Source organism: Lactobacillus sp. 3B(2020) (assembly GCF_013487845.1).
In the GTDB taxonomy this organism is placed as follows: Bacteria; Bacillota; Bacilli; order Lactobacillales; family Lactobacillaceae; genus Limosilactobacillus; species Limosilactobacillus alvi.
In genome coordinates this window covers 1,596,274-1,623,186 of record NZ_CP047410.1, presented here as the reverse complement: position 1 = coordinate 1,623,186, position 26,913 = coordinate 1,596,274, and the positions used below count along the sequence as shown (strand labels likewise).

Below are 26,913 nucleotides of genomic sequence, written 5' to 3'. Positions count from 1 at the left end.
TAGTGTTAATTTTCAACTATTATATGGAGTTTACTCAAAGAAAAAATTGATCTTTATCAAAGTTTCCAAAACGATAAAAAATTAAAGTTGTCACTTTATAAACTAGTTAACGAATTTTAACTCCTCTCATTACATAGGTTGTAATTTATAATATAGATGTAATAAAAAATTATTCATTGGAGAGGAGTGGCGAAAGATGTTATTTCAAGTCTATGGTCATAGTGCTTTATGGCAGTTCTGTGGTTGGTTAATGGTTTTTGTTGCATTAATTCTCGCAAATGAAGTTGCCCGGCGCTCAAAAGCCGGCGGGATTTTCTTCTTTATAGTTTTACCAGCAATCTTAACTATTTATTTCATTGCGATTTATGTTGGGGCTGCTCATGGACAGAGTTGGGCCCTGCATAATCAGACTTATATCCATATGAATGGTTGGTTCCACTATGCTAAGTTGTATGCAGCAACTGCTGGGTGTATTGGCTTTATGATGCTGAAATACGATTGGTGGTTTGCAAAACAGCATTGGTTTAAATGTTTTCCCTTTGTAATTGTGGCCATCAATATCTTGATTGCGGTTGGAAGTGATTTTCAATCGGCTTTTAATGGCCTATCGCATTTAGCTCAAGGCCAATCTCAATGGTGGTTATCATCAGAAGGCGTTTGGCTCTATGGTGGTTGGTGGAACATTGCTAACGGCCTAGCTGGGATCTTAAATATTTTCTGTATGACAGGTTGGTGGGCAATTTATTCCTCGAAGAATCAGCAAGATATGTTATGGCCAGACATGACCTGGCTGTTTATCTTAGCTTATGATGTTTGGAACTTTGAATATACCTATGCAAATTTACCAACACATTCTTGGTATTGTGGGGTTGCCTTACTATTGGCCCCAACGTTTGCGGCTGCCTTTTGGAACAAAGGGGGCTGGATTCAAAACCGCGCCTACACGCTTTCAATTTGGTGTATGTTTGCTCAAGTCTTTCCACTTTTCCAAGACCAAGGAAAATTTGCAGTTCTCCCGGTCTTATATAAGGATGGTTTTATGAACCCAGCTGTTCACCCAAGTTCAGTTGATCCTGTTGCGATGGGCTTGATCGCAATCCTTGCTTTAGTAATTAACGTTGTCGTTTTAGCAATTATTTTGAAGCGCTCAAAGCAACTTGGGATTAACCCTTACACTCACGAAATCTTTGTTGGTACCAAGGATTATGATGAAGCAATGCGTCGGGCATAAAATATAGTAGCTTTTAATCATCTTGCGAGTAAAATCTCGGAAGATGATTTTTTATTTAAGCGAAGAAAATGAAAATCAAAAATTAATTTCAGAAAATCCTTGATCTAAAGCAGGCTTTCTTGTATGATAGTAAAAGTGCTGAACGACAGGGGCGAGAAAGCCACTCCCCCTACTGATTCAGTCAAGTTAGGCGATGAAGTGGAAGGTTGCGACACACCCGGCCGCTTTGCCACAGGATGTGGCGGTAATTTCCACGGAGCTAGTCAAATTTTAAATCTGACGAAGGAGGGAATACAATGGCAAAACAAAAGATTCGTATTCGTTTAAAGGCTTACGAACACCGCGTTTTGGATGAATCAGCAGACAAGATTGTTGAAACTGCAAAGCGGACTGGTGCTCAAATTTCAGGTCCTATCCCGTTACCAACTGAACGGACTCTCTACACGGTTATCCGTTCACCACACAAGTTTAAGAAGTCACGGGAACAATTCGAAATGCGCACCCACAAGCGGTTGATCGATATTATCGACCCAACCCCTAAGACAGTTGACGCTTTGATGAGGCTCGACTTGCCAAGTGGTGTTGATATCGAAATTAAGCTTTAATTTAAACGTATCTATCAAATAAAAATAAATCAAAATAAATTGGAGGTGTACTCATGACCAAAGGAATCTTAGGTAAAAAGGTCGGCATGACTCAAGTTTTTACTGACAACGGTGAATTGGTTCCAGTTACGGTAATCGACGTAACGCCAAACGTTGTGCTTCAAGTTAAGACAGTTGAAAACGATGGTTACAACGCAGTTCAACTTGGTTTTGATGACAAGCGCGAAATCTTGAGCAACAAGGCTGAACAAGGTCATGTAGCAAAAGCTAACACGAATCCTAAGCGCTTCATCGGTGAAATCCGCGACGCAGAATTAGGAGACGACATTAAAGTTGGTGACGAAATCAAGGCGGACGTATTCGCGGAAGGCGAAACGGTCGACGTTACGGGTGTCACTAAGGGTCATGGTTACCAAGGTAACATTCACAAGGATGGTCAACGGCGTGGTCCTATGGCTCACGGTTCTCGTTACCACCGGCGTCCTGGTTCCTTGGGTGCGATTATCAACCACGTCTTCAAGGGTAAGAAGTTGCCAGGTCGGATGGGTAACAACACTCGGACCATGCAACATTTGAAGGTTGTTAAGGTTGACCTTGAAAACAACGTTCTTTTAATCAAGGGTAACGTACCAGGCGCAAACAAGTCTTACGTAACGATTAAGAACTCTGTTAAGGCAAACACTAAGAAGAGCCTTAGCAAGCAACACAACAACTAAGAAAGGAGGAAGCTAAAATATGACTAGCGTTGCATTATACAACCAAGACGGTAGCCAAAACGGCACTGTTGAACTCAACGATGCAATCTTTGCTGTTGAAGTTAACCAACATGCTGAATTCGAAGCTATTCTTCGTCAACGTGCTTCCCTTCGTCAAGGGACTCACGCTGTAAAGAACCGTTCAGCTGTTCGCGGTGGTGGTAAGAAGCCATGGCGTCAAAAGGGTACCGGTCGTGCACGGCAAGGTTCTATCCGCGCTCCTCAATTCCGGGGTGGTGGAATTGTCTTTGGGCCTACGCCACGTTCATACAACTACCGGTTACCACGGAAGGTTCGTCAACTTGCTATTAAGTCTGCCTTAACTGAAAAGGTAGCTGATAACAACTTCGTAGTTGTTGACGGATTAAACTTTGATGCACCTAAGACGAAGGAATTCGCCGGTGTATTAAATAACTTAAACGTCAACGAAAAGACGCTGATCGTTGTAACTGATGACGACAAGTTTGCAGCACTTTCTGCACGGAACTTGACTAACGTTACGGTTGTTACCCCAGCTGGAGTTAACATCTTAAACGTAGTTGATGCTCAAAAGGTAGTCATCACTAAGTCAGCTCTTTCTCAAGTAGAGGAGGTGCTCGCATAATGGAAGCACGCGACATCATTTTACGTCCAGTTATCACGGAAGCATCAACTGCTGCCATGGACGCTAAGCGTTACACTTTTGACGTTGACTTACGAGCAACCAAGACGCAAGTTAAGAATGCGGTTGAAGAAATCTTCGACGTAAAGGTTGTTAAGGTTAACATCATGAATGTTAAGGGAAAGCAAAAGCGTCAAGGCCGTTACGTCGGTTACACTAAGCGTCGTCGTAAGGCAATCGTTACGCTTTCTGCTGACTCTAACGAAATCAAGTTGTTCAACGACGACAACGAATAATTTTAAAGGTTAGGAGGAAAACACAGTGGGAATTCGTAAGTACAAAGGTACCACTAATGGTCGCCGGAACATGAACGGCTACGACTTCGCTGAAATTACGAAGACGACGCCTGAAAAGTCTCTGTTAGCACCATTAAAGCACACTGCTGGTCGTAACAATTACGGTCACATGACTGTTCGTCACCGTGGTGGTGGTACGAAGCGTCAATACCGGATCATCGACTTTAAGCGGATCAAGGATGATGTTCCAGCAACGGTTAAGGCAATCGAATACGATCCAAACCGGACTGCAAACATTGCATTGATCGTTTATGCTGATGGAACAAAGTCATACATCTTAGCACCTAAGGGACTTAAGGTTGGGATGACGGTTCAATCTGGTTCTGATGCTGACATCAAGGTTGGTAACACTTTACCATTAAAGGATATTCCAGTTGGTACTGTTATCCACAACATTGAATTGAAGCCAGGTAAGGGTGGTCAATTAACTCGTGCCGCTGGGACTTCTGCTCAATTGCTTGGTAAGGAAGAAAAGTATGTCTTAGTTCGCCTTTCCTCTGGTGAAGTTCGGATGGTCTTGGCAGCTTGCCGGGCTACGATCGGTGCCATGGGTAATGATGAACACGCCCTCTTGATTAAGGGTAAGGCAGGTCGTTCACGCTACGCTGGTCAACGTCCACACGTTCGTGGTTCTGTTATGAACCCTAACGACCACCCTCACGGTGGTGGTGAAGGTAAGGCTCCAGTTGGTTTACCATCTCCATTATCTCCATGGGGTAAGAAGACTGTTGGTAAGAAGACTCGTTCACACAAGGCTCGTTCCAACAAGTTTATCGTTCGTGGTCGCAAGCGTGGTCCACACACCCGTTAATATTTAAACTTACCCGAGAGGAGGTACAAAAATGTCTCGTAGTTTGAAGAAGGGGCCGTTCGCTGATGCTCATCTACTTAAGAAGGTAGAAGCACAAGCCAACAGTGATAAGAAGACGGTCATCAAGACCTGGTCACGTCGCTCTACTATCTACCCAAGTTTTATTGGTTTAACTTTTGCTGTGTACGATGGTCGTAAGCACGTTCCAGTGTACGTTCAAGAAGACATGGTCGGTCACAAGCTTGGTGAATTTGTGCCAACGCGGACTTTCCATGGTCACGCATCCGACGACAAGAAGACTGCTAAGAAGTAAGGAGGGAATTGATAAATGGCTGAAAACATCACTTCAGCTAAGGCAACTGCCAAGATGGTACGGGTATCCGCACGTAAGGTTCGCCTTGTATTGGATACGATCCGCAACAAGTCAGTTGCTGAAGCCTTTGCTATTCTGAAGTTCACTCCTAACGGTGCAGCTTCAGACGTCGAAAAAGTATTAAAATCTGCTGTTGCAAACGCTGAAAACAACTTTGACCTAGATCGGGCTTCATTGGTTGTTAGCGAAGCCTTTGCCAACGAAGGACCAACCCTTAAGCGGTTCCGTCCTCGTGCCAAGGGTTCAGCTTCTCCAATCAACAAGCGGACTAGTCACATTACAGTGGTTGTTACAGAAAAATAGGAGGAATGAATAGTGGGTCAAAAGATTAATCCTAATGGTTTCCGTGTTGGGGTCATTCGTCCATGGACTGCTAAGTGGTACGCAGATAAGAACTACGCTGCTTACTTGAACGAAGACCTCCGGATCCGTAAATACATCGAAAAGCGACTTGCTGATGCCTCTGTGTCAACCATCGAAATTGAACGGGCTGCTAACCGCGTGAACGTTTCAATTCACACCGCACGGCCAGGTATGGTCATCGGTAAGGGTGGTTCAGAAGTTGAAGCACTTCGTTTGGAACTCAATAAGTTGACTGGCAAGCGGGTTCACATCAACGTTATTGAAATTAAGAAGCCTGACTTAGACGCTCACTTGGTTGGACTTAACGTTGCTGAACAACTTGAAAACCGGATTGCATTCCGGCGGGCAATGCGTGGAGCTATCCAACGTGCTATGCGTGCCGGTGCTAAGGGGATCAAGATTCAAGTTGCTGGTCGTTTAAATGGTGCCGACATGTCACGGATTGAATTATACTCAGAAGGTACAGTTCCATTGCACACGTTGCGCGCCGACATTGATTACTCATGGGACGAAGCACGGACTACTTACGGTCAACTTGGTATCAAGACTTGGATTTACCGTGGTGAAGTGCTCCCTGAAAAGAAGAATGGAGGGAAGTAAAACATGTTAGTACCAAAGCGTGTTAAGCACCGTAAGGTTCAACGTGGCCACATGCGTGGTGAAGCTAAGGGTGGCAAGACCGTTAGTTTCGGTGATTTTGGTCTGCAAGCGTTGGATTCCCACTGGATTTCTAACCGCCAAATTGAAGCAGCTCGTATTGCTATGACTCGTTACATGAAGCGTGGTGGTAAGGTTTGGATTAAGATCTTCCCACACCTCTCATACACTAGCAAAGGTGTTGGTGTCCGGATGGGTAATGGTAAGGGTGCTCCTGAAGGTTGGGTAGCCCCAGTCAAGCGTGGTAAAGTTATGTTCGAAGTTGCTGGGGTTCCTGAAGAAGTTGCCCGTGAAGCTCTTCGGCTCGCTGGCCAAAAGTTGCCAGTTCGCACAAAGATTTTAAAGCGTGAGGAAGTAGGTGGACAATCTAATGAAGACTAAAGATTACGTACAAGAACTGAATGGATTAACCACTGAGCAATTGCTTAACCGGGAAAAGGAACTCAAGGAACAATTGTTTAACTTACGTTTCCAATTAGCAACCGGTCAGTTGGAAAACACTGCAAGCCTTAAGAGCGTTCGCAAGAACATTGCACGGGTTAAGACGGTTCTTCGCCAACAAGAATTAAACAAATAAGAATACGAAAAGGAGGATTAGCGCATGAGTGACGAACGTAATGCACGTAAGGTGTACCAAGGTCGTGTCGTTTCAGACAAGATGGACAAGACAATTACCGTTGTAATTGACACTTACAAGAGTGCCCCAATTTACGGTAAGCGGGTTAAGTACTCTAAGAAGTTCTATGCCCACGATGAAAACAATGAAGCTCACGTAGGTGACACTGTTCAAATCATGGAAACGCGGCCATTATCCGCAAAGAAGCGTTTCCGTCTTGTTAAGGTTGTTGAAAAGGCCGTTATCCTTTAAGCCTTAACCACATTCGTATTCTTAATTCTTACTTAGAGATGGAAGGAGGACACTAACCGTGATTCAACAAGAAAGTCGGTTGAAGGTCGCTGATAACTCAGGTGCCCGTGAAATCCTGGTAATCAAGATTTTGGGTGGTTCCCGTGTCAAGACCGGTAATATTGGTGACATTATTGTTGCTACTGTAAAACAAGCAACACCAGGTGGCGTTGTCAAAAAGGGTGATGTTGTGAAGGCCGTTGTCGTTCGGACTAAGCATGGTCTTCACCGGAAAGATGGTTCTTACATCAAGTTTGATGAAAACGCTGCTGTTTTGATCAACAATGACAAGAGCCCTAAGGGTACCCGTATTTTTGGCCCAATCGCTCGTGAGTTACGTGATGACGACTTTATGAAGATCGTTTCACTTGCTCCAGAAGTACTTTAAGATTACCGAAAATAAGGAGGTGCACTACCACATGTTTTTAAAGACAGGTGACAAGGTTCGCGTCATTACCGGTAAGGATAAGGGCAAGGAAGGCACGATCAAGAAGACCTTTGCGAAGGAAAATCGTGTGATCGTTGAAGGTGTTAACATGATTAAGAAGCACCAAAAGCCAACTAGCATTAACCCTAACGGTGGCATCGTGGACACTGAAGCTCCAATTCAAGCTTCAAATGTGATGTTGATCGACCCATCTACGAACGAACCAACTCGAGTTGGTTTCCAAGTCGTTGATGGCAAGAAGGTTCGGATTGCCAAGAAGTCAGGCAAGCAAATTGACTAATTTTTCTGGGAAGGAGGAATATCCAGATTATGGAAAACCGTTTAAAGGCTAAGTATGAAAATGAAATTCGTCCTAGCTTAATTGAAAAGTTTAACTACTCTTCAGTTATGGCAGCCCCAAAGATCGATAAGATCGTTTTAAACATGGGGGTTGGTGACGCAACGCAAAACTCTAAGAACTTGGACGAAGCCGTTGAAGAATTAGGCTTGTTCTCAGGTCAAAAGCCATTAATTACTAAGGCAAAGAAATCTATCGCCGGCTTCCGTCTTCGTGAAGGAATGCAAATCGGTGCAAAGGTTACCCTTCGTGGTGAACGGATGTACGATTTCTTAGACAAGTTAATTAACGTTTCCTTACCACGGGTTCGTGACTTCCGTGGGGTTTCCAACAAGTCATTTGATGGCCGTGGGAACTACACCCTTGGGGTTCGGGAACAATTAATCTTCCCAGAAATTGATTATGATAATGTTAAGCGAGTTCGTGGGTTAGATATCGTCATTGTTACGACTGCTAACACTGATGAAGAATCACATGAATTGTTGGCACAACTCGGAATGCCATTCGCTAAGTAAAAAGGAGGTTCCACAATTGGCTAAAAAATCAATGATCGCTAAGTGCAACCGTCCAGCCAAGTTCTCAACCCAAAATTACACGCGTTGTGAACGTTGTGGCCGTCCGCACTCAGTTTACCGTAAATTCCACTTATGCCGGATTTGCTTACGTGAACTTGCCCATGATGGTCAAATTCCTGGGATGAAGAAGGCTAGTTGGTAAACAAATCAACGACAAAAGGAGGAAAATACACGATGTCTATGAGTGATCCAATTGCAGATTTCTTAACTCGTATTCGGAACGCTAACATGGCGCACCACGAATCAGTTGAAGCACCTGCATCAAAGATGAAGAAGGACATCGCAGAAATTTTGAAGCAAGAAGGCTTCATTCGCGATGTTGAATACGTAGATGACAACAAGCAAGGCATCATTCGTGTCTTCTTGAAGTACGGCAAGGACGGAGAACGCGTTATCTCTGGTTTGAAGCGGATTTCAAAGCCAGGTCTTCGTTCATACGTTAAGTCAGACGCTGTGCCAAAGGTCTTAAATGGTTTGGGTATTGCTATCATTTCAACTTCTAACGGAGTTGTTACTGATAAGGTAGCCCGTGCCAAGAAGATCGGTGGCGAAGTTATTGCTTACGTATGGTAATCAAATTTAATTGATAGGAGGTGTAAAGATGAGTCGTATTGGTTACAAGGAAATTGACTTACCTGAAAACGTTGAAGTATCTCAATCCGGTGATGTGGTTACGGTTAAGGGTCCTAAGGGTACACTTTCTCGTGAAATTTCACCATTGATCAAGATGAGTATTGAAGGTAATGTTATTAAGTTCGATCGTGACGGTGACGATAACAAGGTTCGTGCACTTCACGGAACTACGCGGGCTAATGTGAACAACATGGTTGAAGGTGTTGTTAATGGTTACAAGAAGACCATGAAGTTAGTCGGTGTTGGTTACCGGGCTCAATTTAAGGGTGACAAGTTGATTTTAACTGTTGGTTACTCAAACCCAGTTGAAATGGACAAGCCAGCTGATATTGATATTAAGGTTCCAGATAACACTACCATCGAAATCAGCGGGATTGATAAGCAAAAAGTTGGTGACTTTGCAGCGGAAGTTCGTGCCGTTCGTTCACCAGAACCTTACAAGGGTAAGGGGATTCGCTACGAAAACGAACACATCTCCCTTAAGGAAGGTAAGACTGGTAAGTAATCGTTACTTGCTAGCAAGTTAAATTAAGATATAGAAAATAAGAGGTGACAGTTGTGATTTCAAAACCAGATAAGAACAAGATCCGTCAACGCCGTCACATGCGCGTTCGCGGCAAAATCTCTGGTACTGCAGAGCGCCCACGTTTAAGTGTTTACCGTTCTAACAAAAACATTTACGCTCAATTAATTGATGACGTAAAGGGTGTGACGCTCGCAAGTGCCTCAACTTTAGACAGTGAAGTAAGTGGCAAGACTAAGTCTGAAAAGGCAGCTGGCGTCGGAGCATTAATTGCGAAGCGCGGAGTTGAAAAGAACATTTCAAACGTTGTCTTTGACCGTGGTGGTTATCTTTACCATGGTCGGGTTCAAGCATTAGCTGAAGCCGCTCGTGAAAACGGTCTACAATTCTAAGAAAAGGAGGAATAACCCGTAATGGCATCATCATCATTCATTGATCCAGCTAAGTTGGATCTAGACGATCAAGTTGTTTCCATCAACCGGATTACCAAGGTTGTTAAGGGTGGTCGTCGTTTGCGTTTTGCTGCATTAGTTGTTGTCGGCGACCACAACGGCCACGTTGGCTTTGGTACTGGTAAGGCTCAAGAAGTTCCTGAAGCAATTCGGAAGGCTTCTGCGGCTGCTCAAAAGAACTTGATTAAAGTGCCTACTGTAGGTACTACGATTCCTCATGAAGTAATCGGTACTTACGGTGGTGGTAAGATTTTGCTCAAGCCAGCTGTTGAAGGTTCCGGGGTTGCTGCCGGTGGTGCGGTTCGTAACGTTATGGAACTCGCCGGGATCGACGATGTTACTTCCAAGCGTCTTGGTAGCAACACGCCAATCAACGTTGTGCGGGCAACCTTCGAAGGTTTAAAGGCTTTGAAGAGCGCTGAAGAAGTTGCAAATCTCCGTGGCGTTTCAGTTGACCACTTGGCAGAATAATAGGAGGACAAATTATGGCTAAAGTTAAAGTTACTTTAATCCGCAGTGTTGCCCACCGCCAACCAACTCAACGTCGGACTGTTAAGGCGCTGGGCCTTGGCAAGCTTCACAGCTCCGTTATCCTCCCAGATAACGCTGCAACTCGCGGGGCAATCTTTAAGGTCGCTCACTTAGTTTCTGTTGAAGAAGTTAAGTAATTTAAACTTAAATAAGGAGGTGCCAAAAAAAATGAAGTTAAACGAACTACAACCTGCTGAAGGTTCTCGTTTTAAGCGGCTTCGTAAGGGTCGTGGTCTTTCATCTGGACATGGTTTTACGTCCGGTCGGGGGACTAAGGGTCAAAAGGCTCATGGTAAGACGCGTCTTGGCTTCGAAGGGGGCCAAATGCCACTCTATCGGCAAAAGCCAAAGCGTGGTTTTACTAGCATGAACCATAAGGACTACGCACTCATCAGCTTAACGACTTTAAACCGTTTTGACGACGGTGCTGAAGTTACGCCAGCTACTTTGAAGGAAGCCGGCATTGTTAAGAACGAAAAGAGTGGAATTAAGGTTCTTGGAAACGGACAACTCACCAAGAAGTTAACGGTCAAGGCTCACCAATTCTCTGCTTCTGCTAAGGCAGCCATTGAAGCAGCTGGTGGCACGGCTGAGGTGATTTAATGTTTTCAACCGCCAGAAATGCATTCAAGGTTAAAGATATCCGTTCGCGGATTCTTTTTACTTTGTTTGTGCTGGTTGTTTACCGGTTAGGTGCATCAATTACGGTTCCAGGGGTTAACGCCGCAGCGTTGGCGCAATTATCATCGTCAGGGTTAGCGTCAATCTTAAATACATTTAGTGGAGGCGGTCTCCAAAATTACTCATTGTTTGCAATGGGAGTTTCACCTTATATCACGGCACAAATTGTGGTTCAATTATTACAAATGGATATTGTACCGAAGTTTGTTGAGTGGAGTAAACAAGGTGAAGTGGGACGGCGAAAGCTAAATCAGGCAACTCGATGGTTAACCATTGTTTTGGGGTTTGTCCAATCAATCGGGATTACCGCTGGATTTAATGCACTAAGTACGATTAAGTTGGTGAACAATCCTGGGGTAGAAACCTATTTAACGATTGGTTTAATTCTGACGGCCGGAACGATGTTTGCCACCTGGATGGGTGACATGATTACTGAAAAAGGTCTGGGAAACGGGGTTTCCGTTTTGATCTTTGCGGGGATCATCGCTTCGATGCCTTCAGGAATTGAGCAACTTTGGAATGACCAAATTACTGGTGAATCCGGTACCGACCTCTGGATGGGGATTGGGTTTATTGCTCTCGTAGTAGTGGCGCTCTTGATTATTGTGGCGTTTGTTACCTGGGTTCAACAGGCTGAACGACGGTTGCCAATCCAATATACGCGTCGGACAACGACCTCACCTAAGAATAGTTACCTGCCGTTAAAATTAAATGTTTCTGGGGTTATCCCCGTGATCTTCGCTGGTTCCTTTATATCAACACCACAAACGATCTTGATGGCTTTCCAACGGACTCATAGTGGTGATACTTGGTATCAAGTGATGACCGACATTTTTAATTTACAATCGACGGCTGGAATTAGTCTTTATATTTTCCTAATTGTGATCTTTACTTTCTTCTATGCTTTTGTTCAAGTTAACCCTGAGAAGTTAGCAGAAAACCTACAAAAACAAGGGAGTTATATCACTGGGGTTTGGCCTGGTAAGGGAACTCAAGATTACGTATCGGCATTGTTGATGCGTTTGAGTACCGTCGGATCACTTTTCTTAGGATTAGTTTCATTGATTCCGTTGCTCGCAAGCAATATTTGGAACCTTAGCCAATCAATTGGTTTAGGGGGAACAAGTTTATTGATTGTTGTGCAAATCGCTTTGGATGTAAATCGGCAACTGAATGGGTTAACGATGAAGCGTGAATATATCGGCTTCATTCATGAACCAGAAGCTTAGGGGGAAAATCTTCATGAGTATGAACCTTGTATTGATGGGGCTCCCGGGTGCCGGCAAAGGGACCCAAGCCCAATATATTGTTAATGATTTTAACATTCCGCATATTTCAACCGGGGATATTTTCCGGGCTGCTATGAAAAACGAAACGCCAATGGGACTTCAAGCTAAGCAATTCATCGATAAGGGTGAATTGGTTCCTGATGAAGTTACTAACGGAATTGTAAAGGAACGCTTAGCCCAAGATGATGTCAAAGATGGCTTCATGTTGGATGGGTTCCCACGTAACTTGGCCCAAGCTGAAGCTTTAAACCAAATGCTTGATGCTGACGGTAAAAAGCTTGACGCGGTTATCAACATTCATGTTGATCCAGAAGTCTTAGTTGATCGTTTAAGTGGTCGTTTCATTTGCAGAAACTGTGGCGCAACTTATCATAAGTTGTACAATCAACCAAAAGTTGAAGGTACTTGTGATGTTTGTGGAGGCCACGAGTTTTATCAACGGGATGACGATAAACCAGCAACCGTTAAGAATCGGTTAGCAGTCAACATTAAACTCAACACTCCACTCATTGATTTCTATGAAAAGCAGGGCTGTCTGTACCAAATCAATGGTGAGCAAGATATCGATAAGGTTTACCAAGCCATTAAGGAAGTTTTGACGAACCTGTAAGCGAAAATAAGGTTAACCTTGCAACACAGGATAACCTGTGTTAAACTATGCAAGGTTTATCTAGCTCGCAGTGGGTAGCGGATTCCGCTTCCCACCTTTTTACGTAAATTCTGAGATACGGCAAGGAGGAACCGTGCAGTGGCAAAAGCCGATGTAATCGAAGTTGAGGGTAAGGTTACTGAAACTTTACCTAATGCAATGTTTAAAGTTGAATTGGAAAATGGGGTTGAAATTTTAGCTCACGTTTCTGGTAAGATCCGGATGCACTATATCAAGATCTTGCCTGGTGACCGGGTTAAGGTTGAAATGTCTCCATATGATCTGACCAAGGGCCGGATTACTTTCCGCTTCAAATAAATCTGGATTTTAGGAGGATTTTACAATGAAAGTACGTCCATCAGTAAAGAAGATGTGCGATAACTGCAAAATTGTCAAGCGTCGTGGCCGGGTTATGGTTATTTGCTCTAACCCTAAGCACAAGCAACGCCAAGGCAAGTAATTAATTATATAAAGGAGGTGCAATAATGGCTCGTATTGCAGGTGTCGACTTACCTCGTGACAAGCGAATCGTTGTCGGCTTAACTTACATTTTTGGAATTGGTGATTCTACTGCGCACAAGATTTTGGAAGCAGCTGGTGTTTCTGAAGACGTGCGGGTACGTGATCTTACGCCGGATCAAGAAGAAAAGATCCGGGCTCAAGTGGAAAACCTTAAGGTTGAAGGGGACCTTCGTCGTGAAGTTTCCTTGAACATCAAGCGGCTCCAAGAAATTGGATCATACCGTGGGATGCGTCACCGTCGTGGTTTACCAGTTCGTGGTCAACACACTAAGAACAACGCTCGGACCCGGAAGGGGAAGGCTGTTGCGATTGCCAACAAGAAGAAGTAATTATTAGTAAAGGAGGTTAGTTAGTTTATGGCAACCAAAAAGGGTACGCGCAAGCGTCGTGCAAAAAAGAATGTTGAAACTGGTGTTGCACACATTCACTCCACTTTTAACAACACTTTGATCATGATTACCGACGTTCAAGGTAACGCTGTAGCTTGGTCTTCAGCTGGTGTCTTGGGCTTCAAGGGTAGTCGGAAGTCAACGCCATTTGCTGCTCAAATGGCTTCAGAAGCTGCTGCTAAGCAAGCAATGGAACATGGTATGAAGACTGTTGAAGTTGAAGTTAAGGGTCCTGGTTCCGGTCGTGAATCTGCTATCCGTGCATTGCAAGCAACGGGGCTTGAAGTTACCGCAATTCGTGATGTAACTCCAGTGCCACACAACGGTTCTCGTCCTCCAAAGCGTCGTCGTGTTTAATTTGCATCACCGGCGATCTTTATGTCGACCAGATGCCTTTTTTATGAAATACGATCCGCGTTTGAAAGGGGTACAAGAGTAGAATGATCGAATTTGAAAAACCAAACATTCACAAAGTTGAAGAGACCGACAACTACGGTAAGTTCGTTGTTGAACCGTTAGAACGCGGTTATGGGACGACGCTTGGTAATTCTCTTCGGCGTGTAATGCTGGCTTCATTGCCAGGGGCGGCAATTACGAGTATTGACATTGATGGGGTGCTACATGAATTTAGTACCGTTGAAGGGGTAACCGAAGATGTTACTCAAATTGTCTTAAACTTAAAGAAAGTTGCTTTGAAGATCGAGTCTGAAGACGCTAAGAACCTTGAATTGGATGTTAAGGGTCCTGCAGAAGTTACTGCAGCTGACATCCAAGGTGATGGGGACGTAACGGTCTTAAACCCAGATCTCCACATCGCGACCGTTGCTGATGGGGCAGAACTACACATGCGGATGACTGCTGACACTGGTCGTGGTTACAATTCTGCTGATGTTAACAAGTCCCGGATGGATCTAGCAATTGGTGTTTTACCAATTGATTCAATCTATACTCCAATTGAACGGGTCAACTACACCGTTGAAAACACGCGGGTGGGTCAAAGTAATGATTACGATAAGTTAACCTTAGATGTTTGGACCGATGGTTCATTAACGCCAACTGAAGCAATCTCATTGGCGGCTAAGATTTTGACTTCTCACTTAACGATGTTTGTTAACCTCACGCAAGAAGCACAAGATGCTCAAGTGATGGTTGAACGGGAAGAAACGCACCAAGAAAAGGTTCTGGATAAGACGATTGAAGAACTTGATTTATCTGTTCGGTCTTATAACTGTCTGAAGCGTGCTGATATTCAAACTGTTAAGGACTTAACCGAAAAGACTGAAGCTGACATGATGAAAGTTCGTAACCTAGGTCAAAAGTCACTTGAAGAAATCAAGCTTAAATTAGCAGACCTTGGTGTTGGTTTTCGCCAAGAAGACTAATTAAATCAAAAATTTAAAGGAGGGACACTCATGAGTTACCGTAAATTAGGACGGACTAGTTCACAACGAAAGGCTTTATTACGCGATTTGACGACTGATTTGCTTGTTAATGGTTCAATCAAGACGACTGAAGCACGGGCGAAGGAAGTTCGGAAGACTGCGGACAAGATGATCACTTTGGCAAAGCGGGGCGATTTAGCTTCACGGCGTCAAGCAGCTGCTTTTGTACGGAATGTTGTCGCTGACGTTAAGGAAGATGGCGATGATGTAAAGGTACAATCTGCATTACAAAACCTTTTTGAAGAAATCGGTCCAAAGTACGCTGACCGTAACGGTGGTTACACTCGGATTCTCAAGACGATGCCACGTCGCGGGGACGGCGCACAAATGGTTATTCTTCAATTGGTTTAACAGCATAGTTAAATCTGCGTAATAAAATCACTACGGCTGATGGTATAGAGCGTTACGATGGTGGGGCAACCCTAGTCTAGCTTGAATGCGAGCAATCGTGCACCGCAGCTGTAAGTGATTTTTTTGTTTACATAAAAAACTAGGGTCCGGTTAAATTCTCTGGTAGAATAGGTACGTTACATTAGCGAGATGCGTACTTTTAAAACGGAATTAAATCAGAAGGAATTATCCATGAAAACTGCGATGATAAAGATTGAGAACTTAAATTTTAAGTATGCCCATCAAAATAAACTAACTCTAAATGATTTAACCCTACAGGTTCCAGCGGGGCAATGGCTAGCGATTGTTGGAAAAAACGGAAGTGGTAAATCGACCTTAGCTCGTTTAATTGACGGACTTCTTGAAACTCCCTCTAAGACGATTTGGGTGGATGGTTTAGAAGTTAATACTGAAAATATTGCTGCAATTCATCAAAAAATTGGTTTTGTTTTTCAAAACCCAGATAATCAATTTGTTGGAGCGACAGTGGCTGCTGATGTTGCTTTTGGATTAGAAAATCGACAAGTTTCAAGCAGTGAAATGCCCAAAATTATTGAACAGGCACTTACTTTGGTTAAGATGCAAGCTTTTCGTGATCGGGCCCCGGAGCAACTTTCGGGTGGTCAGAAACAACGGGTAGCAATTGCCGGAGCTTTAGCCTTAAAGCCGCAACTATTAGTTTTAGATGAAGCAACGAGTATGCTAGATCCGGAGGGACGCAAAGACGTACTCACCCAGTTAGCAAAGTTACGTGATCAAGGTGAATTAACGATCATTTCGATTACTCATGACCCTGATGAAGTGGCATTAGCCGATCAGGTTGCTGTCTTAGATCAAGGAAAAATTGTAAAGCAAGCTTCACCAGCAGTTGTGTTAAATGATCAAGCCTTAATTCAGAGAATTGGTTTAGTTCAACCCTTTAGTTTAATCCTCCGGGATCAACTAAAGGCTCGTGGAATAAAGGTGCCAACGAACTATCTAGGGAAGGGAGCACTCTATGAATGGATAAATCAGCAGTTAGCTACCAAGGCGTAAGTCTGTCATATGATGAAGGCATAACTTGGGCACTAAAAGACTTTTCAGCGACAATTCCTCAAGGAAAAATTACTGCCATTATTGGTCATACGGGAAGTGGTAAGTCCTCTTTAATGAATTTAACGGATGGTCTCCTTTTACCAACAGAGGGTGAATTGGTCGTAATGGGGCATCAACTAACTACCGCAACCAAACAAACGGCCCTCAATGAATTACGTCATTCTATTGGCTTTGTTTTTCAATTTCCGGAACACCAATTATTTGCGGATACAGTGTTAGCGGACGTGATGTTTGGTCCTTTAAATTTGGGGCTTAGTTCTCAGAAAGCGAAAGCTGCCGCTCAAACTGCACTCAGTGAGTTAGGGATTGGTCGTCCTTTCTATGAGCGATCTCCGTTTGAGCTATCAGGGGGGCAACAACGGCGGGTAGCAATTGCTGGTGTTTTAGCAATGAAGCCCAAATTATTAATCTTGGATGAACCAACGGCTGGTTTAGATCCAGACGGGCAACAAGAATTACTAGCCTTAATTAAAAAGCTAAAGCGGGCGGGACTAACGATTTTGCTAGTGACTCACCAAATGGAACAGGTTGCGGAATTAGCAGACCAAGTATTAGTGTTAGCAACCGGGAAATTGGTTTTTTCAGGCCGTCCACGGGAACTATTTGCGGATCCGCTACTCTTAGCAAAGCATCATTTAGTGGAACCGCAGGCGGTTACCTTTGCCCATCAATTAACGGAAACTTATCCGGAATTATTTGATCATTTTCCAATTACGCTAACGGAATTAGCTGATGCTCTAGCAGAGAAACTGAGGGGGCTGAATCATGAATAAGAAAGTGCTCTTTGGAATGTATTTGCCGGGGACTTCACTAATGCACCGTTTGGATCCGCGGTTAAAGATCATGGGATGCTTCTGGTTTGTAATTCTGGTCTTCTTTGCTAATAACCTTTTAACAAATGGTTTAATGCTGATTGCTTTACTAGGGATGGTCCTGTTAAGTCAAGTTGCCCTCAAGAAGTATTGGCTTGGGATTCGCCCCTTAATGTGGATAATATTGTTTACGGCAGTGATCCAGGCCTTTTTCTCGAGTGGTGGACATGTTTATTGGCAATGGGGGATTATTTCGTTAACTTCAGCGGGATTGGTTCAGGCTGGCTTTTTGATTTTGCGATTTTTTATTATCATTACAGCTTCAACAGTTGTCACAGTTACTACCACCCCATTAGCGATGGCAGATGGAATTGAAGCGTTAATGAAACCCCTAAAATATTTAAAGGTGCCGGTGAATCAAATTGCAATGATGCTTTCCATTGCCTTACGGTTTGTCCCGACAATTATGGATGAAGTTTCAATGATTATGAATGCTCAACGGGCACGGGGGATGGACTTTAACAGCGGATCACTGTTGACCAGAGCTAAACGCCTTGTTCCCGTGATGATTCCGCTATTTGTAGCTTCATTTAAGCGAGCAGAGGAGTTAGCTGTTGCGATGGAAGCGCGGGGGTATGATCCTAACCAACCGCGCACGAAGTATCGACAATTGAAGTGGCAAAAAAAAGATACCGGGGGGATGATTAGTCTCATCGTGCTAACTGGGATCTTATTTTTATTACGTCAACTTTAAACGAGGTAAAAAATGTATCGTTATAAAATTACTTTTGCTTATGATGGAACTAATTTTGCAGGCTTTCAGATCCAGCCACATCAACGAACGGTTGAACAAACTTTAAAAACAATCGTTAACCGGATGGCTAAAAACCCAACGCCACCGTTGAGTGTGATTGGTTCAGGCCGGACAGATGCGGGAGTCCATGCCTTAAATCAAGTGGCCCACTTCGACTTACCAACACTAATTCCAGAAAAATCAATGATGCGGGCTTTAAATAGTCAGTTACCGTTGGATATCATGGTTAAAAAAGTTGAATTAGTGGATCACTCATTTCATGCCCGTTTTAATGCTCATCGGAAACGGTATCGTTACCGGGTCCGTCAGGGAGAATTTGTGGATCCTTTCCGACGTAACTATACAGCGCACTATAAATATCCGGTTGATGTGGAAAAAATGAATATGGCGGCTCAAGATCTCCTAGGTGAACATGATTTTACCAGTTTTGTTGCTTCCGGATCACAAGCTAAAAGTAATGTCCGCACGATTTACGAGGCAAAAGTTTGGCGGGAAGAATCAAGCGGTGAAATCTGTTTTGACTTTGTCGGTAATGGTTTTTTGTACAATCAGGTCCGGATTATGGTGGCTCTTCTTTTAGAGATTGGGAATGGCCAACGACCAATAGCTGATGTCAAGCGGGTGATTGCGGCTAAGGACCGCCAAGAAGCCCGAATGACGGCACCGGCCGAAGGACTATATTTAGTGAACGTCGATTACGGCGAAAGTCAAGAAAAAGATTGACGATCTGTGGGATATAAAGTAAACTGTTAGTTGGTATTTCTTTTCCATTAATTACTCGGTACACAATTAATTGTAAAAGAAAGACAAAAATTGGAGGACTTAATCGTGAGAACGACATACATGGCAAAACCAGGTGAAGTTGACCGTAAATGGTACATCGTTGACGCCAAAGATATTCCTTTGGGTCGTTTGGCTTCTACTGTTGCATCAATTTTGCGCGGTAAGAACAAGCCAACTTTCACCCCACACGTTGATACTGGTGACAACGTTATTGTTATCAACGCTGCCGAAGTTAAGTTAACTGGTAAGAAGGCAAAGACTAAGATCTACTACCACCACTCCAACCACCCAGGTGGTTTGAAGCAACGGACGGCAGGAGATTTCCTTGCTAATGACCCTGAAAAGATGGTTGAAAAGACTATCAAGGGGATGCTTCCACACACCCCATTGGGTCGGAAGATGGGCATGAAGTTACATGTATATGCTGGTACTGACCACAAGCATGTTGCTCAAAAGCCTGAAGTACTTGACATCACTAACTTAATTTAAGGAGGGAACGGAATTGGCTCAAGAAGTACAATACAACGGTACTGGCCGTCGGAAGAACTCTACTGCACGGGTTCGCCTCGTGCCAGGTTCTGGTAAGATCACTATGAACGGTAAGGCAATCGAAAACTACATTCCGTTTGCCAACTTACGTGCCATCGTTAACCAACCATTTGATGTAACGAAAACTGAAGGTCAATATGACGTTTTAGTTAACGTTCGTGGTGGTGGGTTTGCTGGCCAAGCCGGAGCTACTCGTCACGGGATTGCTCGTGCATTGCTTGTAGTTGATCCAGATTTCCGTGATGCTTTGAAGAAGGCTGGTCTCTTAACGCGGGACCCACGGATGAAGGAACGGCGTAAGCCTGGTCTCAAGAAGGCCCGGAAGGCTTCCCAATTCAGCAAGCGTTAATATTTATATTATCGTTTACACCAAAAGCACCAGCTTCGGCTGGTGCTTTTTTTGTTTCAAGAAATAAATTAGTTTAACTAAAATTAAAGAAATAAATCATGAAATGCGTGAAAAAAATCTGAGGAATGCGGTAAGATTATATTAATAGCACAATAGGGAGGAAGTATTTTTGGCACGGAAACGCAAAAGCCATAAAAAGGGACGAAACTGGGGGCTTGCGATCCTCGCAATCCTTGTCATTTTTATGGCGGTTTACGTCGGTCATCATTTTTATGTCCGCTATCAACAAGAACAGATTATTAAAAAGGAACAGAATTCCAAGCGATTATTTATCCAAGCGATTGCGCCGGAATCTCAGGCAATGCAAAAGCAATATCATGTTTACGCTTCTATTACCATGGCGCAAGCGATTTTGGAATCGGATTGGGGCAGTAGTAAACTGGCGGCTGATTATCACAACCTTTTCGGAATTAAAGGTGAAGGTGAAAATTCTAAGGTTTTAAGTACCAAGGAATATACTAATGGTAAGTGGGTGGTAATTAAGGGTCGCTTCCGGGTTTATGATTCTTGGGCGGATTCGATTAAGGATCACACGCAGCTAATGGTAAAGGGAACCGCTTATAACCAACAAAATTATCAAGAGGTAATCAATGCAACTGATTACCAAACAGCTGCACGGGCCCTACAAAAGGCCGGCTATGCTACTGATCCGGACTATGCACAAAAGTTGATCAATGTGATTAAAACGTACAATTTAGACCAGTATGATCGTTAGAAGGTACTAAAAAGGAGGAGCTATTGATGGAAGAGCTTGTAGAACGGATTCGGGCAGTGGGGAAAGTTCTCCCCGGTAATGTTTTAAAAGTTGATGCCTTTTTGAACCATCAAGTTGATCCGGCGTTAATGCAACGGGTTGGTGAAGAATTTGCTAGCCGATTTAAAAATGCTGGGGTAACCAAAATCTGGACAGTTGAATCATCTGGAATTGCTCCTGCTTTGATGACGGGCTTAGCCCTCGGGGTTCCAGTTATCTTTGCCCGGAAGCATAAGAGTGTAACCTTAAAAGATGATTTATATACGGCTGAAGTATATTCATACACAAAGAAGGTTGCTAATAAGATCTCAATTGCAAAACAATATGTTGCTCCCGACGAAAAGGTGTTGATAATTGATGATTTTCTCGCTAATGGGCAAGCTGTGAATGGCTTACTCGAAATTGCCCATCAAGCTGGGGTTCAAGTAGTGGGGGCTGGAATCGTAATTGAAAAGGCCTTCCAACCTGGTCACCAAGAATTAGAAGCTAAGGGAATTCCGGTAGTTGCTTTAGCTAAGATTAAGTCCTTGTCAAACGGTAAAGTTGAATTTGAAGATGAGGAGGAACAATAATGGCGGGAACAGTTTTAGCGCCAGGTCAAACGTTAGGGATTATTGGCTTTGATCATAATGGGCTCGCAATGTTAAATACTGCTCATGAATTGGGACTGAAAGTGTATGCCTATGTTGATCAGCCCCATCCGGAGTTGACTAATCAAGCGGACTACACCATGGTTGGTAACTATCGCGATAAGGAGAAGTTAATGACCTTTGGAGAGGCCTGTGATGCGGTAATTTATGAAACGGCTAATATCGACGCAATTATCTTTAAGTACTTGAGTAAGTACACCTTAATTCCTCAAGGGATTGACCCCTTGGAAATTATGCAGGACCGGTTAATGGAACGGGCCTTTTTAGATCAAATCAATGTCAATATTGCCCCATACGTAACGGTGATCAGCCTAGAAGATGTTTATCAATCAATTGATTCGATTGGTTACCCGGCCGTCTTAAAGCCAATTCAACGCGGAATTGGCGAAGAATCAATGATTATCTGGAAAGAATCTGATATCGCCCGAGCAGCTAACTTTATGGTTGCCGGGACCTACTTATTAGAATCTTGGATTGATCACTCGGCTGAATATGCCATGACGGTAGCGGTAACTGGCAATCAGACGGTGATCTACCCGGTTGCGAAGATGCAATATACGGATGACCGAGAATTAGTCGGCGTTCAAGCTCCAATTAAGGTTGCGGATGATTTAGAGAAAGAAATGGAACGGATTAGCAAGGCAACCGTAAATCAATTAGGCTACCAAGGAATTTTAACCTTAGAATTCTATGTCACTGATTCGGGTAGTTTGTACGTTAAGGGGATTGAACCTGGGATCATTACTGCTGGAAATGTCTTCACGACCGCAGCTAACATTACCCCAGCCGCCCAACAAGTACGGATTATTTGTGGTATGCCAGCCCACCAGGTTTTCTCTAACCAACTAACAATCATGATGTTGACGCGTCCGGCCCAACTAAAAGCCGTTTTACGACAACGGATTTTGAAGGATAACTGGTCCTTTAACTTCTTTGTTCCGCAAAATCCAAAGCCTGATCAAGTTGTTGGGTTAACTTGGATTACCGGAACAGCCAACCAGTCATTACGATCGTTAAGTCAACAGGTGGAAGCAACTTCGGTTTGGGCTACTAAAGCAGATGCTGAACCAGAAGCTGAATAGTTAAATTACGGAATAAATTTTAACGTCATTGATCCCGATAAGGCTTACTTTTATCTGGGGTTGGTGGCGTTGTGCTGTTTAATTGAACAGGTGAAATTGTTATAATAGAAGCCGATTTAATTTTGAAAGGATGAGAGACGGCGTGGAAATGCAATCAGCCTTAGCAGGGATGAATGAACAACAAAAACAAGCGGTTTTAACAACGGAAGGCCCCTTGTTAGTAATGGCAGGTGCTGGGTCTGGAAAGACGCGGGTCTTAACGCACCGGATTGCCTACTTGATTGGAGAACAAAATGTTTTGCCATGGAAAATCTTAGCGATTACCTTTACTAATAAGGCCGCTAAGGAAATGCAAGAGCGGTTAACAACCCTGTTAGGACCTAGTGCCAATGATATTTGGGTTTCAACCTTCCACGCACTCTGTGTTCGAATTTTGCGGCGCCATATTGATAAGCTTGGCTTCAATACGGCCTTCACAATTGCCGATTCAGGGGAACAACGAACCTTAATGAAGCGGATTTTTAAAGACATGAATTTGGATCCCAAGAAGTTTGATGGTCGCAACTTCCTAAGTGCCATTTCAAATGCCAAAAATGCGATGTTGACGCCCGAACAATACCAAGCTAAATACAAGGATCCTTACCGGAAGTTAGTTGGGGAAGCTTACGTACGTTATCAAAAGGAACTTGAAGCTAACCAAACCCTTGATTTTGACGATTTGATCATGAAGACGATCGAACTTTTTAAGGCGGATCCGGAGACCCTGGAATTTTATCAAGATAAGTTCGAGTACATTCACGTTGATGAATATCAGGATACCAACGACGCACAATATGATCTGGTTCACATGTTAGCAGCTAAGTATGAAAATCTTTGCGTAGTTGGGGATGCTGATCAGAGTATTTATGGTTGGCGGGGAGCTAACATGAATAACATCCTGAATTTTGAAAAGGATTATCCCAAGGCCAAATCAATTATGTTGGAACAAAATTACCGCTCAACGCAAACGATTTTGGATGCAGCTAACCAGGTGATTGCCAACAACGTTAACCGGAAGGATAAGCGGTTATGGACGGCGAACGGCCGGGGAGAGAAGATCTCATACTACCGGGCTCAAAGCGAGCACGATGAGGCTTATTACGTTGTTAAACAAATTGAAAAGCAACGTAAAGAGCATGGTTATAATTATGGTGACTTTGCTATTCTGTACCGGACGAACGCGCAATCGCGGCTAATCGAAGAAACCTTCATGAAGAGTAGTATTCCTTACACGATGGTGGGGGGCCACAAGTTCTACGATCGGTTAGAAATTCGCGATATCTTAGCTTACTTAACGTTGGTAGCTAATCCAGATGATTCAATGAGTTTTGAACGGGTTGTTAATACGCCTAAACGGGGGATTGGAACGACTAGCCTTGATAAATTGCGGACCTTTGCAACCAGCATGGGCATGTCCTTAATGAAGGCGGCAGAAAACGTCACGATTACTAATGACCTTACCGCAAGTGCGAAAAATAAGCTGAGCGGTTTTGCAGCAGAAATGACGGCCATTCGCGATCAAGCTGATGACTTAAACTTAACTGATTTAACCGACTTGATCTTGGATAAGACGGGCTACCGAGCCAGTCTAGAGGCGACCGCTAATAAGGATTTACAAGCTCAATCGCGGTTGGAAAACTTGGAAGAATTTAAGTCGGTAACCCAAGAATTTGATAAGCAACATGGGGATGAAATTACAACTACCCAGGAAAAGCTAACCCAATTCTTAACGGATCTAGCCCTGGTTTCACCGCAAGATGATCTTGAAGATCAAGCTGATACGGTAACCTTGATGACGTTGCACGCTGCCAAGGGGTTGGAATTCCCAGTTGTCTTCTTAATCGGGATGGAAGAAGGTATCTTCCCACTTGCCCGGGCAAAAGAAAACCCAGAAGAAGAGGAAGAAGAACGACGGTTAGCCTACGTTGGGATTACTCGGGCAAAGCAAAAGTTGTACCTAACCAATGCCAACTCCCGGGTCCTTTATGGGCGGATCCAACGTAACCCCGTATCTGAATTCGTTGATGAAATTGATGATGACCTGCTTGATACTGATAGTCCAGCGCAACGGCAAAAAGTTCCGTTTGAACGGCCGCGGCAAGGCCACAGTTTTAAACGGGCAACGACGCCAACCTTTAAGGCCCGGCAAACCCATTCCACTAAGGAGATTGCTAATCAAGGGACTGGAGCTGAAAAGGGAGGCTGGCAAGCTGGTGACAAAGTTAAGCATCGGAAGTGGGGAATTGGAACTGTGGTCGCTGTTAGTGGAACTGGAACGGATATGGAATTAGACATTGCTTTCCCCAAAGAAGGGGTGCGGCGGCTACTAGCTTCTTTTGCGCCAATTGAGAAGGTTGAGGATTAACCATGAACGAAGAACAAGTACCAGTCAGTGAATTAACCGAAGCAGCGGCAAAAGCCGAACTGGGTCCTCTTCGGCAACAATTAACCCAGTGGGGAAAAGAATATTACGAACAAGACCAACCAAGTGTTGAAGATTATGTTTACGATCGGGCTTATCAACGATTAGTTCAAATTGAAAATCGGTTTCCCCAGTTAGTAACGCCGGATTCCCCAACGCAACGAGTCGGCGGGCAAGTGGCAGGACAACTTGCCAAAGTAAATCATGAAATTCCAATGCTCTCGATGGGGGATGTCTTTTCCTTAGAGGAACTAGCCGACTTTAATACCCGGCAGCAAGCTAGTTTGGCAGACCACGTTGAGTATAATTTGGAGCTAAAAATTGATGGCTTATCCCTTTCGTTAGTTTATGAAAACGGCAAATTAGTCCAAGGTTCAACCCGGGGAAACGGGCAAATTGGGGAAGACGTGACGGCCAACGTCATGACAATCAAGGATATTCCCAAGCAATTACCTGAACCTCTTTCGCTGGAATTTCGGGGTGAGTGTTACATGCCCAAAGAAGCTTTTTTAGCTTTGAACCAACAACGGGAGGCAGAGGGCCTACCAATCTTTGCAAATCCGCGGAATGCCGCTGCTGGTAGTCTGCGTCAACTTGATCCCAAAATTACGAAGCAACGCCAGCTTGCAACCTTCATGTATTATGTCCCTGACTTCCAAGCCTTAGGGGTAACTACCCAGGCCGAAGCTTTAAAGCGAATGCGGGAACTTGGTTTTCAAGTTAACGAAAACTCATTGGTGGCTAAGGATGAATCAGCAATTAATGACTATATTGCTGAGTACACTGCTAAGCGGGATGATTTACCATACGGAATTGATGGGATTGTTGAAAAGGTGAACGATTTGGCGACCCAAGTCGAACTCGGAAATACCGTTAAGGTTCCCCGGTGGGAAATTGCTTATAAGTTTCCACCAGAAGAGGCAGCTACTGTTGTGCGGGAGATTGAATGGACGGTTGGCCGAACCGGAAATGTTACTCCAACGGCAGTTATGGATCCAGTTCAATTAGCCGGGACAACGGTTTCACGGGCTTCTTTGCACAATCCCGATTATCTTGCTGAAAAGGAGATTCGGATCGGGGATACCGTTTTATTGCATAAGGCGGGAGATATTATCCCGGAAATTTCCCGGGTAATAATGGAAAAACGGCCTACCGAAAGTGAACCATATGTAGTTCCGACAACTTGTCCAGTTTGTGGATCGAAATTAGTCCACTTAGAGGATGAAGTTGCCCTGCGTTGTGTTAACCCGATGTGTCCAGCGCAAATTAAAGAAGGTTTAGCTCACTTCGCTTCCCGGAATGCCATGAATATTGATGGGCTAGGCCCAAAGATCATCGCTACCCTCTGGGAAAAGCAAATGGTGAAGAATGTAGCCGACCTTTACCGTCTTAATCACGATGAATTATTAACTTTACCTAAATTTGGTGAGAAATCAGTCCAAAACCTATTGACAGCGATCGATAATAGTCGGCATAATTCAGTCGAACGTTTGCTATTCGGCCTTGGGATTCGCCACGTCGGTGCCAAGGGAGCACAATTAATTGCGGAGCATTTTGGTAATTTAACAGCTGTAATGGCAGCAAGTGAAGCTGAAATTGCGGCAATCCCGGGAGTTGGCGCAATTATTGGTAACAGCGTAGCCACGTACTTCGCTAATGACGATGTGCAAGCCTTGATTGATCAGTTGGCTACGGTGGGGGTCAATTTTGAATACAAAGGGACGCAAGTAGTTACGGAAGGCCAATGGGTTGGTAAGCGAGTTGTTTTGACCGGAAAATTAAACGCCTTTACCCGAGGAGAAGCAACCGCTTGGCTTGAAGCCCATGGAGCAACAGTTACTGGGAGTGTTTCGAAGAAGACCGATCTGTTGATTGCTGGTGAAAAGGCAGGTAGTAAACTAACGAAGGCCAACGATTTGCAAGTTCCGGTTTGGGATGAACAACGGTTTGACCAAGCAATGAAGGAGGAAAACTAGACCGTGAA

General features: G+C 43.9%; 41 protein-coding genes. All 41 read left to right on the top strand.

All coding sequences use genetic code 11. The annotated features are described in order from the left end of the window. Positions 1-196 precede the first annotated feature (196 nt). Complete coding sequence (locus tag GTO83_RS08235) at positions 197-1,231, top strand: DUF5692 family protein (protein ID WP_180870320.1); 1,035 nt, start codon at positions 197-199, stop codon at positions 1,229-1,231. A gap of 296 nt (positions 1,232-1,527) precedes the next feature. Beyond that, a complete protein-coding gene (gene rpsJ / locus GTO83_RS08230) occupies positions 1,528-1,836 on the top strand; it encodes a 30S ribosomal protein S10 (RefSeq protein WP_180870318.1) in 309 nt (102 codons plus the stop codon). Between the two features lie 53 nt (positions 1,837-1,889). Then, on the top strand, positions 1,890-2,552 hold the full coding sequence (gene rplC, locus GTO83_RS08225) for a 50S ribosomal protein L3 (RefSeq protein WP_019206049.1): 663 nt from the start codon (positions 1,890-1,892) through the stop codon (positions 2,550-2,552). A 19-nt stretch (positions 2,553-2,571) separates the two neighbouring features. Next, positions 2,572-3,195, top strand: coding sequence for a 50S ribosomal protein L4 (gene rplD, locus GTO83_RS08220; protein WP_180870317.1), 624 nt, complete (start codon positions 2,572-2,574; stop codon positions 3,193-3,195). After that, entirely contained in the window at positions 3,195-3,488 is a 294-nt protein-coding gene (gene rplW / locus GTO83_RS08215; protein ID WP_180870315.1) for a 50S ribosomal protein L23, read from the top strand. The genes rplD and rplW overlap by 1 nt, the downstream gene beginning before the upstream one ends. A gap of 25 nt (positions 3,489-3,513) precedes the next feature. Then, complete coding sequence (rplB, locus tag GTO83_RS08210) at positions 3,514-4,359, top strand: 50S ribosomal protein L2 (RefSeq protein WP_180870313.1); 846 nt, start codon at positions 3,514-3,516, stop codon at positions 4,357-4,359. Between the two features lie 31 nt (positions 4,360-4,390). Further along, entirely contained in the window at positions 4,391-4,672 is a 282-nt protein-coding gene (rpsS, locus tag GTO83_RS08205; protein ID WP_180870312.1) for a 30S ribosomal protein S19, read from the top strand. A 15-nt stretch (positions 4,673-4,687) separates the two neighbouring features. Continuing rightward, positions 4,688-5,035 carry a 50S ribosomal protein L22 gene (gene rplV, locus GTO83_RS08200; protein ID WP_006500617.1) on the top strand — a complete coding sequence of 116 codons (348 nt, stop codon included), beginning with the start codon at positions 4,688-4,690 and terminating at the stop codon, positions 5,033-5,035. A gap of 12 nt (positions 5,036-5,047) precedes the next feature. Continuing rightward, complete coding sequence (gene rpsC / locus GTO83_RS08195) at positions 5,048-5,695, top strand: 30S ribosomal protein S3 (RefSeq protein ID WP_180870310.1); 648 nt, start codon at positions 5,048-5,050, stop codon at positions 5,693-5,695. Between the two features lie 3 nt (positions 5,696-5,698). Then, complete coding sequence (rplP, locus tag GTO83_RS08190; RefSeq protein WP_180870309.1) at positions 5,699-6,133, top strand: 50S ribosomal protein L16; 435 nt, start codon at positions 5,699-5,701, stop codon at positions 6,131-6,133. Then, positions 6,123-6,329 carry a 50S ribosomal protein L29 gene (gene rpmC, locus GTO83_RS08185; protein ID WP_180870307.1) on the top strand — a complete coding sequence of 69 codons (207 nt, stop codon included), beginning with the start codon at positions 6,123-6,125 and terminating at the stop codon, positions 6,327-6,329. Before rplP ends, rpmC begins: the two co-directional genes overlap by 11 nt. Positions 6,330-6,353: 24 nt before the next feature. Then, positions 6,354-6,620: a 30S ribosomal protein S17 gene (rpsQ, locus tag GTO83_RS08180; RefSeq protein ID WP_019206040.1), complete on the top strand. Its 267-nt coding sequence runs from the start codon at positions 6,354-6,356 to the stop codon at positions 6,618-6,620. A 58-nt stretch (positions 6,621-6,678) separates the two neighbouring features. Further along, complete coding sequence (gene rplN / locus GTO83_RS08175) at positions 6,679-7,047, top strand: 50S ribosomal protein L14 (RefSeq protein WP_006916624.1); 369 nt, start codon at positions 6,679-6,681, stop codon at positions 7,045-7,047. A gap of 31 nt (positions 7,048-7,078) precedes the next feature. Further along, a complete protein-coding gene (rplX, locus tag GTO83_RS08170) occupies positions 7,079-7,387 on the top strand; it encodes a 50S ribosomal protein L24 (RefSeq protein ID WP_180870305.1) in 309 nt (102 codons plus the stop codon). Positions 7,388-7,416: 29 nt separating this feature from the next. Beyond that, the gene (gene rplE / locus GTO83_RS08165) at positions 7,417-7,959 is read left to right on the top strand and encodes a 50S ribosomal protein L5 (RefSeq protein WP_180870303.1); all 543 of its coding nucleotides are present in this window, start codon (positions 7,417-7,419) and stop codon (positions 7,957-7,959) included. Positions 7,960-7,975: 16 nt separating this feature from the next. Further along, complete coding sequence (locus GTO83_RS08160; protein ID WP_180870302.1) at positions 7,976-8,161, top strand: type Z 30S ribosomal protein S14; 186 nt, start codon at positions 7,976-7,978, stop codon at positions 8,159-8,161. 32 nt (positions 8,162-8,193) lie between these two features. After that, positions 8,194-8,592, top strand: coding sequence for a 30S ribosomal protein S8 (rpsH, locus tag GTO83_RS08155; protein ID WP_180870300.1), 399 nt, complete (start codon positions 8,194-8,196; stop codon positions 8,590-8,592). A gap of 28 nt (positions 8,593-8,620) precedes the next feature. Then, the gene (gene rplF, locus GTO83_RS08150; protein ID WP_180870298.1) at positions 8,621-9,157 is read left to right on the top strand and encodes a 50S ribosomal protein L6; all 537 of its coding nucleotides are present in this window, start codon (positions 8,621-8,623) and stop codon (positions 9,155-9,157) included. 44 nt (positions 9,158-9,201) lie between these two features. After that, positions 9,202-9,567 carry a 50S ribosomal protein L18 gene (gene rplR, locus GTO83_RS08145; protein WP_305066881.1) on the top strand — a complete coding sequence of 122 codons (366 nt, stop codon included), beginning with the start codon at positions 9,202-9,204 and terminating at the stop codon, positions 9,565-9,567. A 21-nt stretch (positions 9,568-9,588) separates the two neighbouring features. After that, a complete protein-coding gene (gene rpsE, locus GTO83_RS08140; protein WP_180870294.1) occupies positions 9,589-10,098 on the top strand; it encodes a 30S ribosomal protein S5 in 510 nt (169 codons plus the stop codon). A 14-nt stretch (positions 10,099-10,112) separates the two neighbouring features. Beyond that, a complete protein-coding gene (gene rpmD / locus GTO83_RS08135; RefSeq protein WP_180870292.1) occupies positions 10,113-10,295 on the top strand; it encodes a 50S ribosomal protein L30 in 183 nt (60 codons plus the stop codon). A gap of 31 nt (positions 10,296-10,326) precedes the next feature. Continuing rightward, on the top strand, positions 10,327-10,761 hold the full coding sequence (gene rplO, locus GTO83_RS08130) for a 50S ribosomal protein L15 (RefSeq protein ID WP_180870290.1): 435 nt from the start codon (positions 10,327-10,329) through the stop codon (positions 10,759-10,761). Then, a complete protein-coding gene (secY, locus tag GTO83_RS08125; RefSeq protein WP_180870288.1) occupies positions 10,761-12,068 on the top strand; it encodes a preprotein translocase subunit SecY in 1,308 nt (435 codons plus the stop codon). The genes rplO and secY overlap by 1 nt, the downstream gene beginning before the upstream one ends. A 13-nt stretch (positions 12,069-12,081) precedes the next feature. Next, positions 12,082-12,738: an adenylate kinase gene (locus GTO83_RS08120; RefSeq protein WP_180870286.1), complete on the top strand. Its 657-nt coding sequence runs from the start codon at positions 12,082-12,084 to the stop codon at positions 12,736-12,738. Between the two features lie 138 nt (positions 12,739-12,876). Continuing rightward, on the top strand, positions 12,877-13,095 hold the full coding sequence (infA, locus tag GTO83_RS08115) for a translation initiation factor IF-1 (protein WP_006500601.1): 219 nt from the start codon (positions 12,877-12,879) through the stop codon (positions 13,093-13,095). Between the two features lie 25 nt (positions 13,096-13,120). Next, positions 13,121-13,237, top strand: coding sequence for a 50S ribosomal protein L36 (rpmJ, locus tag GTO83_RS08110; protein ID WP_006916637.1), 117 nt, complete (start codon positions 13,121-13,123; stop codon positions 13,235-13,237). 25 nt (positions 13,238-13,262) lie between these two features. Continuing rightward, positions 13,263-13,628, top strand: coding sequence for a 30S ribosomal protein S13 (gene rpsM / locus GTO83_RS08105; protein ID WP_180870284.1), 366 nt, complete (start codon positions 13,263-13,265; stop codon positions 13,626-13,628). A 27-nt stretch (positions 13,629-13,655) separates the two neighbouring features. Beyond that, complete coding sequence (gene rpsK / locus GTO83_RS08100) at positions 13,656-14,045, top strand: 30S ribosomal protein S11 (protein WP_003716676.1); 390 nt, start codon at positions 13,656-13,658, stop codon at positions 14,043-14,045. 83 nt (positions 14,046-14,128) lie between these two features. Further along, positions 14,129-15,070: a DNA-directed RNA polymerase subunit alpha gene (locus tag GTO83_RS08095; protein WP_180870282.1), complete on the top strand. Its 942-nt coding sequence runs from the start codon at positions 14,129-14,131 to the stop codon at positions 15,068-15,070. Between the two features lie 30 nt (positions 15,071-15,100). Next, positions 15,101-15,481 (top strand): 50S ribosomal protein L17, encoded by a 381-nt coding sequence (gene rplQ / locus GTO83_RS08090; RefSeq protein WP_180870280.1) that lies wholly within the window; start codon positions 15,101-15,103, stop codon positions 15,479-15,481. 231 nt (positions 15,482-15,712) lie between these two features. After that, complete coding sequence (locus GTO83_RS08085; RefSeq protein ID WP_255463115.1) at positions 15,713-16,555, top strand: energy-coupling factor transporter ATPase; 843 nt, start codon at positions 15,713-15,715, stop codon at positions 16,553-16,555. After that, entirely contained in the window at positions 16,522-17,388 is an 867-nt protein-coding gene (locus GTO83_RS08080; RefSeq protein WP_180870279.1) for an ATP-binding cassette domain-containing protein, read from the top strand. Before GTO83_RS08085 ends, GTO83_RS08080 begins: the two co-directional genes overlap by 34 nt. Beyond that, entirely contained in the window at positions 17,381-18,181 is an 801-nt protein-coding gene (locus GTO83_RS08075; RefSeq protein WP_180870277.1) for an energy-coupling factor transporter transmembrane protein EcfT, read from the top strand. Before GTO83_RS08080 ends, GTO83_RS08075 begins: the two co-directional genes overlap by 8 nt. A 12-nt stretch (positions 18,182-18,193) precedes the next feature. Further along, complete coding sequence (truA, locus tag GTO83_RS08070) at positions 18,194-18,964, top strand: tRNA pseudouridine(38-40) synthase TruA (RefSeq protein WP_180870275.1); 771 nt, start codon at positions 18,194-18,196, stop codon at positions 18,962-18,964. A 105-nt stretch (positions 18,965-19,069) separates the two neighbouring features. After that, the gene (gene rplM, locus GTO83_RS08065) at positions 19,070-19,513 is read left to right on the top strand and encodes a 50S ribosomal protein L13 (RefSeq protein ID WP_180870273.1); all 444 of its coding nucleotides are present in this window, start codon (positions 19,070-19,072) and stop codon (positions 19,511-19,513) included. 13 nt (positions 19,514-19,526) lie between these two features. Further along, entirely contained in the window at positions 19,527-19,922 is a 396-nt protein-coding gene (rpsI, locus tag GTO83_RS08060; protein ID WP_180870272.1) for a 30S ribosomal protein S9, read from the top strand. A 169-nt stretch (positions 19,923-20,091) separates the two neighbouring features. Then, positions 20,092-20,697, top strand: a complete 606-nt coding sequence (locus GTO83_RS08055; RefSeq protein WP_255463114.1) for a glycoside hydrolase family 73 protein — start codon at positions 20,092-20,094, stop codon at positions 20,695-20,697. 26 nt (positions 20,698-20,723) lie between these two features. Continuing rightward, on the top strand, positions 20,724-21,308 hold the full coding sequence (locus GTO83_RS08050) for a xanthine phosphoribosyltransferase (protein ID WP_180870270.1): 585 nt from the start codon (positions 20,724-20,726) through the stop codon (positions 21,306-21,308). Continuing rightward, positions 21,308-22,468 (top strand): ATP-grasp domain-containing protein, encoded by a 1,161-nt coding sequence (locus tag GTO83_RS08045; protein ID WP_180870269.1) that lies wholly within the window; start codon positions 21,308-21,310, stop codon positions 22,466-22,468. The genes GTO83_RS08050 and GTO83_RS08045 overlap by 1 nt, the downstream gene beginning before the upstream one ends. A gap of 130 nt (positions 22,469-22,598) precedes the next feature. After that, complete coding sequence (pcrA, locus tag GTO83_RS08040; protein ID WP_180870267.1) at positions 22,599-24,872, top strand: DNA helicase PcrA; 2,274 nt, start codon at positions 22,599-22,601, stop codon at positions 24,870-24,872. Positions 24,873-24,874: 2 nt separating this feature from the next. After that, a complete protein-coding gene (ligA, locus tag GTO83_RS08035; RefSeq protein ID WP_180870265.1) occupies positions 24,875-26,905 on the top strand; it encodes an NAD-dependent DNA ligase LigA in 2,031 nt (676 codons plus the stop codon). The last annotated feature ends 8 nt before the right edge of the window (positions 26,906-26,913 follow it).